This is a genomic window from Paenibacillus helianthi (assembly GCF_001909055.1).
GTDB lineage: Bacteria > Bacillota > Bacilli > Paenibacillales > Paenibacillaceae > Paenibacillus_AQ > Paenibacillus_AQ helianthi.
The window spans coordinates 109,124-126,484 of record NZ_LVWI01000059.1 but is presented as its reverse complement, the minus strand read 5'-3'; the positions used below and the strand labels follow the sequence as shown (position 1 = coordinate 126,484).

14 protein-coding genes are annotated in these 17,361 nt (G+C 53.8%); 9 read left to right on the top strand and 5 right to left on the bottom strand.

All coding sequences use genetic code 11. The features are described from left to right. Positions 1 to 79: 79 nt before the first annotated feature. Positions 80 to 967 carry a LysR family transcriptional regulator gene (locus tag A3844_RS22390; protein WP_074108509.1) on the bottom strand — a complete coding sequence of 296 codons (888 nt, stop codon included), beginning with the start codon at positions 965 to 967 and terminating at the stop codon, positions 80 to 82. Between the two features lie 169 nt (positions 968 to 1,136). On the opposite strand from A3844_RS22390, the gene A3844_RS22385 reads away from it, so the two are divergent. After that, complete coding sequence (locus A3844_RS22385; RefSeq protein WP_074088831.1) at positions 1,137 to 1,886, top strand: SDR family NAD(P)-dependent oxidoreductase; 750 nt, start codon at positions 1,137 to 1,139, stop codon at positions 1,884 to 1,886. A gap of 107 nt (positions 1,887 to 1,993) precedes the next feature. Here the strand turns inward: A3844_RS22385 and hflX are convergent, their stop codons facing one another. Further along, entirely contained in the window at positions 1,994 to 3,271 is a 1,278-nt protein-coding gene (gene hflX, locus A3844_RS22380; RefSeq protein ID WP_074108508.1) for a GTPase HflX, read from the bottom strand. A gap of 115 nt (positions 3,272 to 3,386) precedes the next feature. Here hflX and A3844_RS32855 point away from each other — a divergent pair, with 115 nt between their 5' ends. Together A3844_RS32855 and A3844_RS22370 are read left to right on the top strand one after the other, a co-directional pair. Then, on the top strand, positions 3,387 to 3,620 hold the full coding sequence (locus A3844_RS32855; RefSeq protein ID WP_074088833.1) for a hypothetical protein: 234 nt from the start codon (positions 3,387 to 3,389) through the stop codon (positions 3,618 to 3,620). Between the two features lie 274 nt (positions 3,621 to 3,894). Then, on the top strand, positions 3,895 to 4,689 hold the full coding sequence (locus tag A3844_RS22370) for a hypothetical protein (protein ID WP_074108507.1): 795 nt from the start codon (positions 3,895 to 3,897) through the stop codon (positions 4,687 to 4,689). Between the two features lie 27 nt (positions 4,690 to 4,716). Here A3844_RS22370 and A3844_RS22365 read toward each other — a convergent pair whose 3' ends face one another. Both A3844_RS22365 and A3844_RS22360 read right to left on the bottom strand, forming a co-directional pair. Beyond that, positions 4,717 to 7,749, bottom strand: coding sequence for a DEAD/DEAH box helicase (locus A3844_RS22365; RefSeq protein ID WP_074108506.1), 3,033 nt, complete (start codon positions 7,747 to 7,749; stop codon positions 4,717 to 4,719). Beyond that, complete coding sequence (locus A3844_RS22360; RefSeq protein ID WP_074108505.1) at positions 7,746 to 9,392, bottom strand: SWIM zinc finger family protein; 1,647 nt, start codon at positions 9,390 to 9,392, stop codon at positions 7,746 to 7,748. Before A3844_RS22360 ends, A3844_RS22365 begins: the two co-directional genes overlap by 4 nt. A gap of 269 nt (positions 9,393 to 9,661) precedes the next feature. Between A3844_RS22360 and A3844_RS22355 the strand changes: the two genes are divergently transcribed. From A3844_RS22355 to kdgT, 3 genes are all read left to right on the top strand, one after another. Beyond that, on the top strand, positions 9,662 to 11,980 hold the full coding sequence (locus A3844_RS22355; RefSeq protein WP_074108504.1) for a helix-turn-helix domain-containing protein: 2,319 nt from the start codon (positions 9,662 to 9,664) through the stop codon (positions 11,978 to 11,980). A 159-nt stretch (positions 11,981 to 12,139) separates the two neighbouring features. Continuing rightward, positions 12,140 to 13,153 carry a tripartite tricarboxylate transporter substrate binding protein gene (locus A3844_RS22350; protein ID WP_074108503.1) on the top strand — a complete coding sequence of 338 codons (1,014 nt, stop codon included), beginning with the start codon at positions 12,140 to 12,142 and terminating at the stop codon, positions 13,151 to 13,153. A 169-nt stretch (positions 13,154 to 13,322) separates the two neighbouring features. Next, positions 13,323 to 14,327 (top strand): 2-keto-3-deoxygluconate transporter, encoded by a 1,005-nt coding sequence (gene kdgT / locus A3844_RS22345; protein WP_074108541.1) that lies wholly within the window; start codon positions 13,323 to 13,325, stop codon positions 14,325 to 14,327. Between the two features lie 120 nt (positions 14,328 to 14,447). Here kdgT and A3844_RS22340 read toward each other — a convergent pair whose 3' ends face one another. Further along, the gene (locus A3844_RS22340; protein WP_074108502.1) at positions 14,448 to 15,077 is read right to left on the bottom strand and encodes a hypothetical protein; all 630 of its coding nucleotides are present in this window, start codon (positions 15,075 to 15,077) and stop codon (positions 14,448 to 14,450) included. Between the two features lie 228 nt (positions 15,078 to 15,305). Here A3844_RS22340 and A3844_RS22335 point away from each other — a divergent pair, with 228 nt between their 5' ends. Genes A3844_RS22335 through A3844_RS22325 form a run of 3 tightly spaced genes read left to right on the top strand, consistent with a single transcriptional unit; the run spans position 15,306 to position 17,308 of the window. Then, positions 15,306 to 15,881, top strand: a complete 576-nt coding sequence (locus A3844_RS22335; protein ID WP_074108501.1) for a bifunctional transcriptional activator/DNA repair enzyme AdaA — start codon at positions 15,306 to 15,308, stop codon at positions 15,879 to 15,881. After that, a complete protein-coding gene (locus A3844_RS22330; protein ID WP_074108500.1) occupies positions 15,874 to 16,428 on the top strand; it encodes a methylated-DNA--[protein]-cysteine S-methyltransferase in 555 nt (184 codons plus the stop codon). Before A3844_RS22335 ends, A3844_RS22330 begins: the two co-directional genes overlap by 8 nt. Beyond that, complete coding sequence (locus tag A3844_RS22325; RefSeq protein WP_074108499.1) at positions 16,409 to 17,308, top strand: DNA-3-methyladenine glycosylase family protein; 900 nt, start codon at positions 16,409 to 16,411, stop codon at positions 17,306 to 17,308. The genes A3844_RS22330 and A3844_RS22325 overlap by 20 nt, the downstream gene beginning before the upstream one ends. Positions 17,309 to 17,361: the final 53 nt, after the last annotated feature.

The window sequence follows — 17,361 nt, the reverse complement described above, 5'->3', positions numbered from 1 at the left end:
TCCGTTAAGCTGCTCAAAAGCACAAAGAAGAAGACAGGAGCCTTCCTGTCTTCTTCTTTGTGTCCATGATAAAGCGAAATCAATAGAATTCCATTTGAAGTCTTTGGATGAACCTTTTTGATACCTGGGAAGGATGTTTTCCCTTATGGAGAACCCATCCATATTGTACAGGGGTTAAGCTTGGCATATCAAACGCTATAGGGACAATCTCAGGCAGGATATCTGTGAAGGAGTACTCCAGTCCGATGGTAATAGCGAGCCCGCGATTCACTGCATTTTGAATGGCCTTCGTATTATTTGTTGTAAAAAGGATGTTTGCTTGGCCAAACCTGGAGATTAATGCTTTGGTATGGTCCCATAGATCCTCATCATCATACAAGACCAACGGTTGTCCAACTAATTGCTCGGGCGTTATTTTCTTTTCAAAGGCCAGCGGCGAATCTTTACTTACGCCTACAACCATTCTCCCTTCTAACAGCTTCTCAAAGGTCAAATGCTCGCTTCTTTCGATAAAATCCTCCGCCAACACGATTAATCCAATATCAATGTTGCTGTGCTCCAGATCATATAATATCTCCCTTGGCCCTTTTTCAAAAATTTCTATTCTGACCTGGGGGTAGTCTTCCTTGAATGTGGAAACAACATCTACGAGTAAATGCATAGGACCTGGTATGGTAGCTATCTTCAATTCCCCGCTCAAGGTATTGCTGCAGCTTTTAGCCTCTTCTTTTAGCTCGTTCACTTTTAGCAGGACTTCACTTGCCTTTTGGATGATTTGATTTCCTTCAATCGTGGGTACAGCGCCTAAACCACGGGAACGGGTGAATAAGGTCATGCCTAATTCGGTTTCCAGTAACGAGATGGATTGGCTGATTGCCGATAAAGTGACATGCAGATCCTGAGCAGCTTTTGTAAAAGACCCCTTTTTCGCAACCTCTACAATGTATTCAATCTGTTCAAGATTCATCGTCAGCTCTCCTTATTAAGCTCTGATTAACTATAAGTAAATATAATTAAATTTTATTTAAATTTAGGGAGAGTTACACTGTATATGAAAGTACTTTCAATGGAAGATAACTCTTATGGTTCCCATTACTATTTTAGTCTATTACATCACCGTAGAGGAGGAGAAGTTGATGAGCAGTACAAGAGTAGCAGTGATCACAGGTGGTGCAAGCGGAATAGGGAGAGCCACAGCCTTGAAATTTGCAAGTAAAGGCGATCGGGTGGTTGTCGCTGATTTTAATGAAGCGGGCGGCGAGAAGACGGTTGAATTCATTAAGCAAGCGGGCGGCGAAGCTATTTTTGTCCGGACGGATGTGTCAAAATATGAAGAGGTCGAGGCGCTTATTGGACAAGCAGTTGCTGCTTTTGGCAGAATCGATGTAATGTTTAACAATGCGGGCATCGGGCGTAATACGCCTGTTCTGGATCAGAACCTGAATGACTATCACAGTGTAATCAATGTCAATCAGCATGGTGTTGCCTATGGCATTATTGCCGCCGGCAAAAAAATGAGAGAGCTCGGAATTAAAGGTGTGATTATCAATGCAGCCTCTGTTTTCGGTTTTCTGGCATCCCCCGGTACCTTTGCCTATCATGCTTCCAAAGGCGCTGTCATTATGATGACTAAATCAGCTGCATTAGAATTGTCCCCATATGGAATACGGGTAGTTGCGGTTGCACCGGGTGCGGTGGATACACCTATTATTCAGGGATATAAAGATCAGGGCTTGGTCGAATCCATGAAAGCCAAGGTCATCGGAAATAAATTGACAACACCCGAACAGGTAGCCGATTCCGTCTATTTGCTTACCTTGGATGAGGCCAGTGCAATCAACGGCAGCGTTGTTATGGCTGATGAAGGCTATGCTTCGTTTAAATAAATGATGGATCTGCTAAAACTAAAATAAAAAGACTCCGCAGTAGCCAAGTGAGGCTGGTGCGGAGTCTTTGGTCTGCTTAACCTGTCATTTGAGAGCTATATCTGCTTCTACTGCGGAATTGCAATAAAATCGTCCTTAAACCGTTCGTAATCGGCAATCCGGCATTCCAGCTTCAGGCGTGTGCCCTCCTCCTCATAGCTGACCGACTGTACATCAGCATGCTCATTGAAGTAGGAGACCACGCTGCCGCGGCCGAACGGAACGAGAATTTCACACTGGATATAATCATTGAACACATGCCCGCGGATCAGCCCGATCAGCTCGGCGATTCCGCTATTTTGCTTAGCGGAAAGGGTAACGGAATTCTCAGTCACCACGGGATAAGGCAGATCCGTCAGGTCGGCTTTGTTATAAGCGATAACGGTCGGGATTCCATCTGCACCCAGTGCCTTCAGGGTCTCCTCCGTAACGGTCATATGCTGGCTGACCTGCGGATCGGAAATGTCGGCTACATGAATCAGCAGGTCAGCTTCGGTCACTTCTTCGAGCGTGGAGCGGAAGGCCTTGACCAGATGATGGGGCAGCTGGCTGACAAAACCGACTGTGTCGGTCAGCAGGAGGGTCTTGTGGTCCGGCAGCTCAATACTGCGTACCGAGGTCTCCAGTGTGGCGAACAGCATATCCTTGGCCAAGACCCCTTTTTCCGAACCGGGGTGGAAGGTATCTACCAGTGTATTCATCAGACTGGATTTACCGGTATTGGTATAACCGACAAGACAGACCACGGGCACCTCGTTTTTGCGCCGCTGCTTCCGCTGGATCTGCCGCCGCGCTACCTGAGTCTGCAGCTCCAGCTGCAGCGCCGTGATTCGCTCCTCAATTCTGCGCCGGTCCAGCTCAAGCTTGGTTTCCCCGGCACCGCGGTTCTTCAGTCCTGCGCCGCCGCCTTGTCTGCCGAGGGACTCACGCATCCCGGTCAGCCGGGGAAGCATATACTGCAGCTGTGCCACCTCCACCTGGAGCTGGGCTTCCTTTGTCTTGGCACGCTCGGCAAAAATATTCAGGATCAGCACGGTCCGGTCGATGACCTGGCGATCCAGCGCCGACTCCAGATTACGGATCTGGGAAGGCGACAACTCATCATTAAAGATAACCACCGGAGCATCGTGCGCCTCCATAAGGGCACTCAGTTCGGTGATTTTACCTGTCCCGATATAATGCGACGGGTTAATCCGGCTGGATTTCTGGCTCAGCTCGCCAACCACCTCCAGCTCACAGGCAGCGGCCAGATTGCGCAGCTCCTCCATGGAATATGCGAAATCCTTGTCATTCTGCAGCTGAACACCGACGATCACTGCCTTTTGCTGTACAGTTTCAGTTTCCATATATGGTTACAACCTCCACGAGTAAATGTGATGAATTATTCTTCTAATCCATAAAAAAAGCACAGGCAGCCGTCTGCCTGTGCTTAACAGTATTCATAGAGGACAACAGAATAGGATGGAGGAGAGGGATTCGCTCCCAGTCTCTTCCGTCAGCATCTTCCCACAGCAAACAATGAATGTACTGAAAATGCTGCCGCCAGGCGGAACAGCAAGCTGCTCCACCCGAATGCCGCGGCGGTTCATTGATATGGTGTATGGAGATGCAAGGATTCCTAAAGGCATATGCCGGCTTCCGTTCCTGTCTGCCGGACAAAAGTTCAAGCTGCGGGTTGCCTTCAAAAATGGATAGACCTATCCTGAGTCCTCTGCACGGGGCAGAGCTTTCGCGCTATACAATTAGCTTAGCCGCGTAAAGTACGAATCCGGATATAGTCTATCACACGCAACCCTCCGTTCTAAAAAGTTACGTTGATTTTAGCACATTTGCCGGGAACTGGCAACTTGCACCAATTCAGGAAGTGCCCGAATATGCGATCAACATGCACGTCTGCCGTTTTATCTAGAAACTTCCAAATTCCACTGCATACCCTATAAGAACGACGTTACTAGAAGGAGGATGGCCTGTGCCTTATCTAACAACCAACACATTAACGAGCAGACCTACCAGAGGGCTTGGAACCATCAGCCAGGTAGTAGTAAAAGTGGTTAACAACGGATCATCCAAAGCTGTGGTGTATATAACAGGCCTCAATAATGATGTAACCCCGGAAACGTTGTTTGCCCAGGAGTTATTTGAGGTGAATTACCGGGAAGTGGTGACCAAAACCTATAATATCACCCAAATTTATTTTCAATTCAATGCAGTCTATTCCCAGGAACTGATGCAGATCCAGATTTTCCTTGTAGACAGTTCAGGTATCTTGGCGCCTGTTCCGCTGGAACAGCTGGAAGTCAGCCGGATCACCTCGGAATTCCGGGAAAATATCGCTGTGACTACGTCCGACTTCGCGCTGATCAGCTTCCGCAGAAATACAGCGGTTGTGATTCCGGAGGCGGTTGCCGCTGAAATCAAACCGGACAGTCTGGACATTCTGGCCTCTACACCTGTCCGGTACAAAATCGTGGCCGGCGGCACCGTCAACGGAACCTTCGTCAGTTATCCTACACCCACTACGGCCATACCGGTCACGGAAACAGCGCTGCAAGTGAATTATACCTGCACCACGGTGACGGGCGGAAGAGTCATCACCCAGGGTATCGGCTCAGGGATAGCCGGGGCCTATCAGAATGTAGCAGTGGAGCTGGCGGATCAGCAGCTCCAATATGATCTGACGGACGAGATCATTACACTTGTAGCCAGTTCGCTTGCCGGTTCAGACAACCTGGCAGCAGTGTTCAGAATGTCCGAACAGTGGTAAGTCCAAGGCGCATCAGGCCTAGTCTGGTCAGCCGACCCATTCCCGGCGCAGCGTGAACAGATCCTTCAGCGCATCGGTGGACAGCTCGGTAATCCAGCCTTCGGAGCTTGCGATTACATCATCGCTGAGCTGCTGCTTACTCTCCAGCATTTCATCTATTTTCTCTTCCAATGTTCCCAGCGAGATGAATTTATGCACTTGCACATCCTTGGTCTGGCCCATGCGGTATGCACGGTCCGTGGCCTGATTCTCGACAGCCGGATTCCACCAGCGGTCGAAATGGAAGACATGATTGGCTGCGGTCAGGTTCAGGCCCACGCCTCCCGCCTTCAGCGAGAGGATGAATATATTCGGCTGGTCAGACTGCTGCTTCCCCCCTGCTTCTGAGGCTTCCCCCTCTTGCGGCGGGGGTGCTTGAAACCGTTCAATCATGCGGTCGCGGGCACTTTTGGGCGTACTCCCGTTCAGATACAGCACGGGCTCCTGCAGCTCCTGCGACAGCACAGCCTGCAGCATTTTGCCCATGCCTACATACTGGGTGAAGATCAGACAGCGCTCATTCTCCTCGCGCAGTTCCCGCACCATGGCCAGCAGCCGCTCCAGCTTCGCTGACCGCTCAATCAAGGGAGCCGTTTCGATGCGGCCCTCTGGATCTGCCTCAGGCAAGGCCTCTTTGCTCAGCAGCATCGGATGATCGCATAGCTGCTTAAGGCTGGTCAGTGCTGACAGAATAGCCCCTTTGCGCTCAATGCCTTCCAGCTTTTGCATCCGTTCCAGGAGCCCATTGACGTTCTGGTCATACAGGGCTGCCTGTTCGGCAGTGAGGTGAACATAGGTTTTCATCTCGTTTTTATCAGGAAGGTCAAGCTGAATGGCCGGATCTTTTTTCTTGCGGCGGAGCATGAACGGCTTGACCATCCGCTGCAGATCCGCTGTCCGCTTCGGATCGCGTTCCTTTTCTATAGCGTTTGCGAACCGGTCCTGGAAGGATTTTGCGCTGCCCAGGTATCCCGGTGTGATGAAGTCGTAGATCGACCATAGTTCAGAGAGCCTGTTCTCGATAGGTGTTCCCGTTAGCGCAATCCGGTGCAGTGCGGGAAAGCTTCGTACAGCTGCGGATTGCTTGGTCCCGGCATTTTTGATGTTCTGCGCTTCATCCAGGCAGACTGCAGCCCAGGTGAATTGCTTCAGCAGCTCCTGGTCGAGTGCAGCCGTGGCATAAGAAGTCAGAACCACATCGGCCTGCGAAGCGGCGCCGTAGAAGTAGCCTGCATCCAGGCGTTTGCCTCCATAATGCAGCATTACGTTCAGGGAAGGGGCGAAGCGCTGCAGCTCCTTCTGCCAGTTGCCGAGCACGGATGTCGGGCAGATAATCAGGGCGGGCCAGCCGGGCGGGTCGGTCTGCCGCAGCCGTCCCGCAGCAGGGTCCGCTTCAGCCGCTTCCTGCTGATCCTTCAGATGGAGCAGATAGGCAATCAGCTGCACGGTTTTGCCGAGGCCCATGTCATCCGCCAGAACGGCTCCGAGGCCAAAGCGGCGCAGGAAAGCCAGCCAGGCATACCCCTCCTGCTGGTAGCTTCGAAGCTCCGCGTGAAGTCCGGCAGGCACCGCGGGCTGCGGCCACTGTTCGCGCTGCCCGAGCTGACCGATCAGCTGTACCAGATGCGCGTTCAGCTCGACCTCCAGCCGGAAGCGTGCAGCCTCCTCCTCGGCCTGTTCAGCAGCGGCCTCGGCCGCCTCCTCTTCGCTGCTGCCGAGCAGATGCAGCTGCAATACATCCTGGAAGGACAAGCCCTGCGACTTGTCCATTCCAGCCATGGCCCGCTGAATCTGGGCCAGCAGGGCCGGGTCCAGGGGAATCCACTGGCCCCTGAACTTCACGAGCCGTTCGCCGCGCGCGACCAGCTCCGCGAACTCCGCCTCGGAGAGGTCGGCGTCGCCGATGGAGATGCGCCAGTCGAAGTCGACCAGCGCATCCAGCCCAAAGAGCGACCCGCCGCCGCGGCTGCCCTCGCCGGAGCTGATCTTGGCGCGCAGGCGCGGCTTCTTCCGGCTGGCGGCCTCCCACCACGCCGGCAGCAGCACCTGCCAGCCGGCCTCCAGCAGGCGCCGGCTGTCTACCGTCAGGAACCGCCACGCGACCTCGTCGCTAAGCGGTTCCCCAAGCACATCGCGCCCGCGGCCGATGTGCTCGCCGGGCAGGCTGTCCCGCAGGCGCGACAGCCACCCGGCCGCCCGCTCGTGGACGTGCTCCGTCCACGGCGCGGGCCAGCGGCCATGCGGCTCTCCGTCATCGGAGAGCCGCAGCGGCACAAGCGCGGATTCGTCGCGCTTGTCCTGGAGCAGCAGCTGCAGCCGCCAAGAGGACGAGTCCTCGTCCGGCTCCAGCAGCTGCAGCGCAGGGCGGAACGGCGCGCTGTCCGCCTTCCAGCCGATGGACATCAGCCAGCTGTCCGCGTCCATCCCGGCGGCCTGGGGCCCGCTGCGGCTGAACAGCAGCGGGAATTCGCTCCGCAGGTCGCCGGCTTCGGCTTCCGTGCGGTAATACCGCTGAAAGACCGCCGCCGAGAAGGCGGCCTGCAGCCCTTCCGCAAGAGCGCTGCGCTCCTGCAGCCCGCGCAGCGCTTCCGCAGCGGCGGGACTGCCGGCGGCCGAGCGCGCAAGCGCCTGGCCGTCCCAGTCCCAGCGCAGCTGGCCTTCGCGGAAGGCGGAGAAGCTGGGGACGTACTGCTTGTCGTCCAGCAGTGCAGCCAGAACCGGGGCTAGTTCGGTCAGCAGCGCAGCGTTGCCTTCCCAGCTCCAGCCGATATGCCGGAGCACCTGAAGTTCCGCGAAGAACGGGACCACCTGCTCGGCGGGAAGGATGACAAGCTCGACGCCGTCGGCGCTCTGGGTTGTCAATTCCGTTCCATAGAAGGAGTCCTCGTGCCAGGCGAACAATTGCTGTTTGAGCAGCAGACCGGGAACATAGTCATCCCTCTCATTAATGCCGTAGATCAGGGCATCGCCATACTGGCTCAAGGCCAGCTGAACGGAAATATTTTGCGTGTGCATACTCATGGGATCAGCTTTCCTTTCCGCAGCTCCTCCTGCAGTGCGCGCAGCCGGCTGTGCCTGGCGGTGAAGGCATCCAGGAATTCCTCCCACCGTGCCTCGCGCTTCATCTTCTTGTACAGCTTGGCGAGCCGCTTCAATAGCTTCACGGCAGCCTTATAACTGTGCCGGTTCTTCTCCAGCACGAACCGTTCCGCCGCCTGATGGTAGAACGGCAGCAGCAGCTCCGGCGCGTTCTTCTCCACCGGCTGCAGGTCGCTGACCCGGAAATCGGAAGGCTCTTTGCCGGCGGCCAGCTGATAGTCCATCCATTCCCGCCATTTGCCGGCAGCCAGCAGCTTCTCTTCGTAGATATCCTGTGAGAGCGGCAGCATCCCGGATAGAGTGTTCCACATTTGGGGCTCTGCTTCCGGCAGATGACGCACGGCGTCCTCCCAGTAAGCGGCATAGCCTTGCAGATTATAGAGGCGGCTGTTCAGCAGCGGGCCTGTAGCTTCAAGCCAGGCGGCAAGGCGGGACCAGTGCCCGGCTTCGGCGAGCGGCGGGAGGAAGCCCATCAGCTCGTCCGGATGAAGGCCGGGACGCTCCGATGCGGCAGCCAGCCGTTCCCAGGCCGCTTTATCGTCGTTTAGGTAGAAGTACATCCGGCTCTCCGCCAGCAGCAGTGCGGAGCGGTTCGCTGCGGCGCCGAGCCCGCTTGCGCGTTCCCGCAGCGCATCAAGCTCCTCCAGATACAGCTCCGAGCCGCTGGTGTTCGGGGCAATCCAGTGATTCCAGAGCCGGTCGTAGCAGAAAGAGAAATAGGGCTGCTCCCGCAGTCGGTCGCGTGATTCCGTCAGCATTTCAAGCTGGACGTAATCCAGGGTTTCTCTAACCCGGGGCCATTCCTCCGGCTCTGAAGCCAGCGGCAGGCCCGACTTCATAAGGCGCGTAACCGCCTCTTTAAGCTCAGAGACCGCAATAGACGTGTAATATCCGAGCGAATAGCTTGAAGAAGAGAGGGTTCCTGCATGATTGGGAGGGAGGGGCTGAATCAGGCTCTCCAGAATGAACAGGTGGGCATTAAGCTGGAACAGCAGCGCAGCAGCCGGGGCCAGATCTGCTTGTACCTCCATGATGGCGGACAGCGCTCTGCCGGAATACTGCGGATTGCGTACGGACTGTGCCATCGGTGCGGTAAGTAGTGCCATGTATTCGCGCCACTGCGCAACCGTTGCTCCTGGGATTAGCCCGGCGAGTTTCTGCGCCTGTTCCCGCCGGCTGCCGGAGACACCGGCAGCGGCGGAAGCCTCTAAGACCTCTGTCTTCTTCCGGTCGATGACGGCCTTGGCATTGGCGAGCATGTTCACAGACCGCTCCTGCGACTCGGCGACATTCATCAGCACCGCCGCCATATGCTTGCAGGGCCCCTGAACCGGGCAATCACAATGACTTTCCGTCAAGTGGTCCAGCTCGAGGCTGACGGCATAATCCTCTCTGCCCTCGACTACCGCCATAATTCTCCGCGATGAGATCATCCGGAGAGACTTTACGCGTTTTTGCTTATAATATTGAAATCCCCGCTTGAGAGTCAGATCCTCAAAATAAAAAGCCACATCCGAGATGAGCTTGTCCCATTCGGCATCGTTGATCATCAAATTAGGCTGCATTTGGGTTAATCTCCTGTACAAAAGTCTGTGTGAATCCGGTTGCTTCATACGGATATCTGTGAGCGGTACGTAGCATCGCTGCTTCATAAGCTTATAAAAGGATGGCGAAGCCGTTTCCGCTTGCTTCTACTATTATATCATTTATCATGTTCTTCACTCCAAACGTTTAAAATCTTAAAGAATATGATATGCTCCATATTGAATTACAGAAAAAACATGCTACTCTATGGTCTGGACTATGAGACCCGCGGAAGGATGAAGCAACGCCAATGCTGCGATTTAAGTTAAAATATTTGCTGAACAACAAACAAAACCGGCTGATCCTGATGTTGACCGTCAGTGTGTCGCTGCTGATTATACTAATCGGCCTGTTCTCCTACAGGGAATACCGGAACGCACTGGATACGGAGCTGAACACGCCGAATATCGAGTTGCTGCAGATCAATCTGGATGTCACCAACCGGGCGTTCCGGGAGTCGGACAATAAGGCGGTAGATCTGTCGTTTCATCCGGTTATACTGAAATACATTAACTCAGCCTCAGCAGAGAATGCAGGCATCGCTGCCGAGCCGCAGGATTATCTGACAACGCTCGCAACAGAGCCGGACATTCACGCGATCAGCGTCATCAAATTCAAGGATCATTCCGTGATTTCCAGCGGCTACGGCTATAAGAGCTCATGGGATGAGGCGCCGGAGCATGCCTGGACCTCGTGGATTGAGGAGATTAAGGAGAAACCGCTGCTGATCAAGAGAAGGGTGTACACCGGCACCGATCCCCAGCTCAGCCACACGGAGCTGCTGTCCTTAGCCCGTCCGATTGTCCAGGAGGGTGAAGTTACAGGAGCTGTGCTGATTGATCTGGATTACGACATGCTGTTCTCCAAAATGTACAGTCATCTGTCGAGCTATCAATTGGTGTATGACCTTGAAGGCGACCTGATCTATCCGAAGCTGAACCTGCCGTTCCCCCTTGCGGAAATGAACGAGATGCTGAAAGACATCGATGTAAGCCCGTTCGCCCATGTGAAGATCGAGGGCAAGGCCTATATGGCGAACCAGACCTTCTCCAATGTGACCGGCTGGCGGCTGATTTCACTCGTTCCTATGGAGCAGCTGCTCAAAAATGTGACAACCGCACGCAATATGATGATCATGCTGTCACTGATCTCCATCGCTGTAGGCTGCTGCGCGATCTACTATTATAATTTCGCAGCCTTCCGGCCTTTGAAACGGATCAATAAGCTGCTGGCTCCGGATACAGCAGCAGCCGGACATGGCAATCTGTACGACCTGGAGCCGGTAATCGGCAAGCTGGTCGGTGATTTTCAGAGCAAATCGCTCGTAGCGGAGTGGAGCCTGCCGGAGCTGCGGTCCAAATATGTGAATGATCTGATTACCCGCAGTATCGGCACGCAGGAAATACAGACGAAATGGGAGCATTATTTTGCAGATTGGCAGGAGGGGCCTTTTGAGCTGCTGCTGATATCGGTCGACCGCCATGCACAATGGGCAGCGGCATTTATGGAAGAGGACCAGATGCTGTTGAAATACGCCATGAATAACATTGTCCTGGAATACTTCGAACCCTTCTGGAGAGCAGTAACCACAGCTCCGCAGAAGGATAGTCTAGCTGTGCTGCTTCAGGCCCGGACGCCGGAAGAACGCGATCTTCAGGCGGAAGCAATCAGACTGGTTAGCCTTCTGGAGGAAGTCCTGAAAATATCTGTATCCATCGGGATCGGCAGCACTTCTGCCGGTATTGCCCAGGTGGCCCACTCTTACAACGAATCCATGTTGGCCTTGTCCTGCCGGCTATATGAAGGCTATGGACTTGTCCACACTTACACGGAAACAGAGAACCAATATACAGAAGGCGTTGGTCCATCCGATGATGCCTGGAGGCAGCAGGTCCTGCAGGCGCTGAAGTCATCGGATGCCGAGACGGGACTGGAGTGGGTTCGCAGAGGAGCAGCCGACACCCGCAAAAAAGGTATTCAGCCGCAAAAGGTGTTCCGTTCCATCAATGATCTGTTAGAGGAAATGATGAGTATTGCCGCAGCCGGGAGCCATCCGCTTCCTGCAGAGCTTGCGGATTACACGTGGCTTCAGGTGACGACCATGGATCTTACCGAGCTGGAAGACATGCTGTGCCGTATTGTCGTCCATATGGCCAATGTGCTGGGCGCACACCGGCAATCGAAGGAATATCTGCAGGTACAGAACCTGATAGCGTATATGGAGAGTCATTTGCAGGAGAATATCGGACTTCAGGACATCGCAGCCCATATCAATATGGGGGTATCTTCGGTCAGCACCCTCTTCAAGGAAGAGACCGGAACGACCGTTTATGATTACCTTACCAACCTGAGAATAGATAAAGCCTGTGAGCTTTTGCTGGACAGCGGTCTGAAAATTGCCGATATTGCCCTCCAGGTGGGCTACCAGAATGAGAACAGCTTCATCCGGGCCTTTCGTAAAATCAAATCGACGACACCCGGCAAGTTCCGGGAGAGCAACAAATATGCCAGCGAGTATGCAGATCGGCCAAAACCGCGCCATTCCGGCGTTTCTGAGGATTCAGAATAAGATAATATGATTGTGGGACACCCCCGAATACGATAAAGTTCTATTTGAGAAAACTTTCACAGCTATGATGCTTGAGAATTCGGGGGTGGGGCGATAGAGCATACGGCAGGATTTCACGTTCCCGCCAGCAGCTCGATATCCTTTAATAAGAGAAGAGGGATGCTTTTGAAACGGGGAATGCAAATAGGAATCTGGGCGGCATCGCTGCTGGCTGTAGTAATCCTCCTTCTTATTGGAAACCGCGTAACGGACGACCGCAGCAACAAGGGAGATCAGGCTGGTTTTCCCAAAAAGCCGATCACATTAATTGTGCCGTACGCTGCAGGCGGAGGAACCGATACAACAGCAAGGGCATTAGCCAAAGCGACAGAGAAGTTTCTGGGGCAGCCGGTTATCGTTGTCAACCGCACAGGCGGCGGAGGTTCCGTCGGACTGATGGAAGGCGCGAGTGCCAAGGGGGACGGGTATACGGTGACTTTTTTGCCGGCCGAACTAACCATCCTTCCACATCTGGGACTGTTGCCGATTACCTATGAGAAGTTCAAACCCATCGCTCAAACAAATTTTGATCCTTCCGCCATAACCGTAAGGCAAGGCGCGCCGTGGCAAACCGTAAATGAATTTCTCGACTTTGCGAAAGCGCATCCAGGTGAATTGAAAATGGGAAACGCAGGAACGGGAAGCATTTGGCATTTAGCTGCCATAACGTTAGAACGGGAAACAGGTGTGAAGTTTGCACATATTCCCTTTGAAGGTGCTGGGCCCGCCGTCTCCGCTTTAATGGACGGATTTGTGGATGCGGTGCCTGTGAGTCCCGCCGAAGTGAAAAAATATGTGGATGAAGGAAAGCTGCGGACACTGGCGATTAACGCCGACAAGCGCTCTGAAGCGCTGCCGGGCGTTCCGACTCTGGAAGAGCAGACCGGAATTCATGTGAACTTCACCAGTACATGGAGGGGACTTGCTGTACCCAAGGACACACCGGACGCCATTGCGGATATACTCGCCGGGGCATTTATCAAAGGAACCGAAGACAAGGCATTCCGCGAGTATATGAGTGTAAATGGACTGGGACTGATGGTTAAGGACGGCAAAGACTTTTCCAGGCAATTAAAAGAAAGCGACGATTTATTCGCCAAAATGATCCCGGAGCTCGGACTTAGCCGTAAGTGATGTGAAAGCGTAGTCAAGCAAATTTTCTCTCAGAGACAGCTGTCCGCAGGTTTGCGTACTGTAACAGATGGTTAGACCCAGGGGGCTGATTTGCTGCGCCTATGGAAGACAAAATAATCAATTTCTGCAAAAAATTAAACCATATTATAAGAAGGGTATGATCAATCACATGAAAATCAAACAGACGATCGACAAGATTCCTGGCGGCATGATGCTGATTCCTTTATTCCTTGGTGCCATTATCCACACGGCTTTCCCGAATGCAGGTGAATATTTCGGAGGCTTCACCAAAGGCCTGATGACAGGTACGGTACCTATTCTGGCCGTCTGGTTCTTCTGTATGGGTGCTGCTATTGATGTTAGAGCAACCGGAACCGTAATCCGCAAATCCGGAACACTTGTATTGACCAAAATCGCGGTGGCTTGGGTAGTAGCCTTGATTGCCATTCAGTTCCTGCCTGAGGGCGGCGTTCAAACCGGATTTTTTGCCGGATTATCCGTTCTGGCGATCATTTCCGCAATGGATATGACCAATGGCGGCCTGTACGCTTCCATTATGCAGCAGTATGGCACAAAAGAAGAATCTGGCGCCTTTGTACTGATGTCGCTGGAATCCGGTCCGCTTGTAACCATGCTGATCCTGGGCAGCACCGGGGTAGCCGTATTCGAACCGCATGTATTTGTTGGCGCTGTGCTTCCTTTCCTGGTCGGATTCCTGCTGGGTAACCTGGATCATGATCTGCGTGCTTACTTCGGCAAAGCTACACAAACACTGATTCCGTTCTTTGGTTTCGCACTGGGTAGCTCCATTGACCTGGGTGTCATTGTAGATACAGGCCTGCTGGGTATTCTGCTGGGTGTTGTTGTTATCATCATTACAGGTGTTCCGCTGATTCTGGCTGACAAGTACATTGGCCGTGGTAACGGGACTGCCGGACTTGCCGCTTCCAGTACTGCCGGAGCCGCTGTAGCCAACCCTATGCTGGTAGCCAACATGAAGCCTGAGTTTCTGCCAGCTGCCCAGACAGCAACCGCACTCGTGGCAGCATCGGTTATTGTGACTTCCATCCTCGTTCCAATCATTACCGCTTACTACTCTGGTTACATGAAGAAGAAGAACCCGCCGGTTGCAGACGGCCCTGCGGATCTTCAGACTTCAAAAGCAGCCATATAATATATTCTTATAACAACGTAAATTATATAGTTTATAAAAGGATGTCCCTATACATTTAGCCCCTCGAACTACGCCGTTATGGCGGAAGTTGGAGGGGTTTTTTTTGGATAACCGATGAAATTAGTTGATCAGCTTGTTGAACGCGGCGTTGTCAAACCGGTCGCCTTGCACCAGCCATTGCCCATCCACATTAAACATAGTCAATATGCCCTCCATAGGCACCCGCTTGTTTTCCTTACCCTTCTGATTGAGCAGTACCAGGTCTACGTTGTACTTCAGTTCGACGATATCTTTTTTCGTTCCATCCGTTAGGGTGAACTTCAGATTTTCCGGCTGCACAGACATCTGCTGCTTCTGGACGACCATTAAGGGTAGAGCAGTATAACGGTTGTTGATGGCTTTTTGATAAAAATCTTCTGTCAGATAGGATCTCATCGCATCGTTTCTCTGCTCAATGCTCTCCTCAGACAGGACATCCGCGTAATCCTTGACGGTGTACTCGGAAGTCTTATACTCCGTGGCGGCTTGAACGGCTGCCGTTTCGGCTGTGCCGTCCTGCGGAGAAGTACTGCTCTCAGGTGCAGGAGCTGCACTCTCAACAGGAGGCGAAGTGCTCTCAGAAGAGGGTGCTGCAATTTCAGAGGCCGGAGGGCTGGGTTCAGGTGCATTGCTTGAGGCGGATGAGCTGCAGCCTGTAAATAACGCAAGGGAAAGAAAAAGTGTGCTTAATAGCCATAAGTGCTTTTGCATAGTGATCCTCCTGAATGTTCGATAATGGAAATATTCATAATATTACCATATTATGTTCTTCCTGACCGTAGTTGGTTCTGATGAATAACTTATTGTACCTCCCCGCGCGAGTGGAGTACAGAGCAAAGTACGGCCTATAGTAGCGCTGTCGTAATCTTGCTCTCCTGTTTCAAAGGGCTGCATAAGGCAAATTGAATCGTATATACTGGCGGTAAGAGGTGATTTCCGATGGAACAGGCGTTATTCGAGCAGATCTACGAATCCGTTGTGCGGCGCGAGCCAAAGTATGATGGTGTGTATTATACAGCGGTGCTGACAACACATATTGTATGCCGCCCTTCCTGCCGGGCAAGAACGCCGAAGGCAGGCAATGTCGTTTTTTATGATTCGCTGGAGCAGGCGGTAGCGGCGGGGTTCCGGCCCTGCAAAAGATGCCGCCCGGAGGAAGGCGGTGTGCTGCGCCCGGACGCGTTGCTTGCATCCGAGACGGATAAGCTGATGGAGGCACAATTTGGGCAGAAGGTTACACTCCAATCCCTTGCCGCACAGCTGAAGGTTAGCCCGTTTCATCTCCAGCGCACCTATAAGCGGGTCACCGGGCGGTCGCCTGCGGAGAGGCTGGATCAGCTGCGCGTGGAGAAAGCGTGCGCGCTGCTGGCGGATACAGAGCTTGCGGTTGCTGAGGTGGGACAAGCGGTCAGCTTTCGCGGGCCGTCACACTTTGCCGCGTGGTTCATACGAAAAACCGGCCTGGCGCCGACCGAATACCGCAGCCAAATCCAAGGAGGGATTCATCATGAATGAAATCACGATTTACCATCATACCCTGAACCTGGGGAATAGAGATTGGACCCTATGGGCCAGTGACAAAGGCTTAATCCGCCTGTCCTTTGGGAGAGAGGAGAAGCTGCCTGAGGGGGCATGGCTAAAAACCTTTGCTCCGCTGCACCGTTATCAGGAGCATCAGGCAGTGTTCGCGCAGCTCGGGATTACCCGGGAGCTGGAGAATTATTTTGCTGGGGTACCGGTCAGCTTCAAGGATATCCCTCTGGATATCTGGGGAACTCCGTTTCAGCAGGAGGTCTGGAAAGGACTTGCGACCATTCCGCATGGTGAGGTCATTACCTACCGGGAGCTTGCCGGGAGGATCGGCAGGTCGCAGGCGATGCGCGCAGTAGGAACGGCGAACGGGCAGAATCCGCTTCCGGTCATTCTGCCCTGTCACCGGGTTATTGGCACGAACGGAACATTAACCGGCTACCGGGGCGGTCTTAAGCTGAAGCAGGAGCTGCTGGCGCTGGAAGGTATTCTGCATGTGGGGGAGGCGGGCCATGAACGATTTGCTTTTTGAGCTGCCGCTGCCGGAGTTCTTCGATTTCGGCGTCTGCCTGGATTACCTGAACCGTTCTCCGCTTGAATGCCTGTACCGGACGGATCAGGAGGGAGTGACCCGTTACTTCAATCTGGATAACCACCCGGTTCTTGTCCGGCTGACGGTCCCGAAGGGGGGCCAGCTGCGGGTAACCTTGCTGTACGGCGAAACTCCTGGTCCTGAAGCGGTAGCGTGGCTGGCCCGCTACATTCGGGAATGGTTCGATCTGGACCGTGATCTGGCACCGTTCTACCGTCTGGCAGAAGCCGATCCGCTGCTGGGGCCGCTTACGGAGCAGCACAGAGGCCTGCGGATCGTGGGTATTCCCGATCTGTTCGAAGCGTTGTGCTGGGCCATTCTGGGCCAGCAAGTGAATCTGGCGTTTGCTTACAGGCTGAAGCAGCAGCTGACGGCTGCCTACGGAGAATCGCTGGAATATGAAGGGCATATGTATTATGAATTCCCAAGGCCGGAGGTATTCGCGGATGTGCAGCAGGAGGAGCTATGCGCCCTGCAGCTGACCCGCAGCAAAGCGCGGACGGTGCTGGATGTGGCGGCACTAATTGCCAGCGGCGGCTTAAGCCGTGAAGAACTGCTGGCGCTGCCATCCCCGGACGCTGCCGAGCAGCGGCTGCTCCAGATTCGAGGTATCGGTCCGTGGACCTCGCAGTATGTCCGGATGCGCTGTCTGGATGATACCACGGCTCTCCCGGTGGGGGATGTAGGCCTGCAGAATGCGGTCAAATTCCTGACCGGCATGGACCGGAAGCCTACCCCGGCAGAGCTTTTGAAGCTGGCGGAGCCCTGGCGCGGCTGGGAGGCCTATGCCACCTTTTATTTGTGGCGGGCGCTGTACTAATCAGCTCATGGTTCTACCTCGGTGTAACTCCCCGAACCAGGAAAGCCATCCTT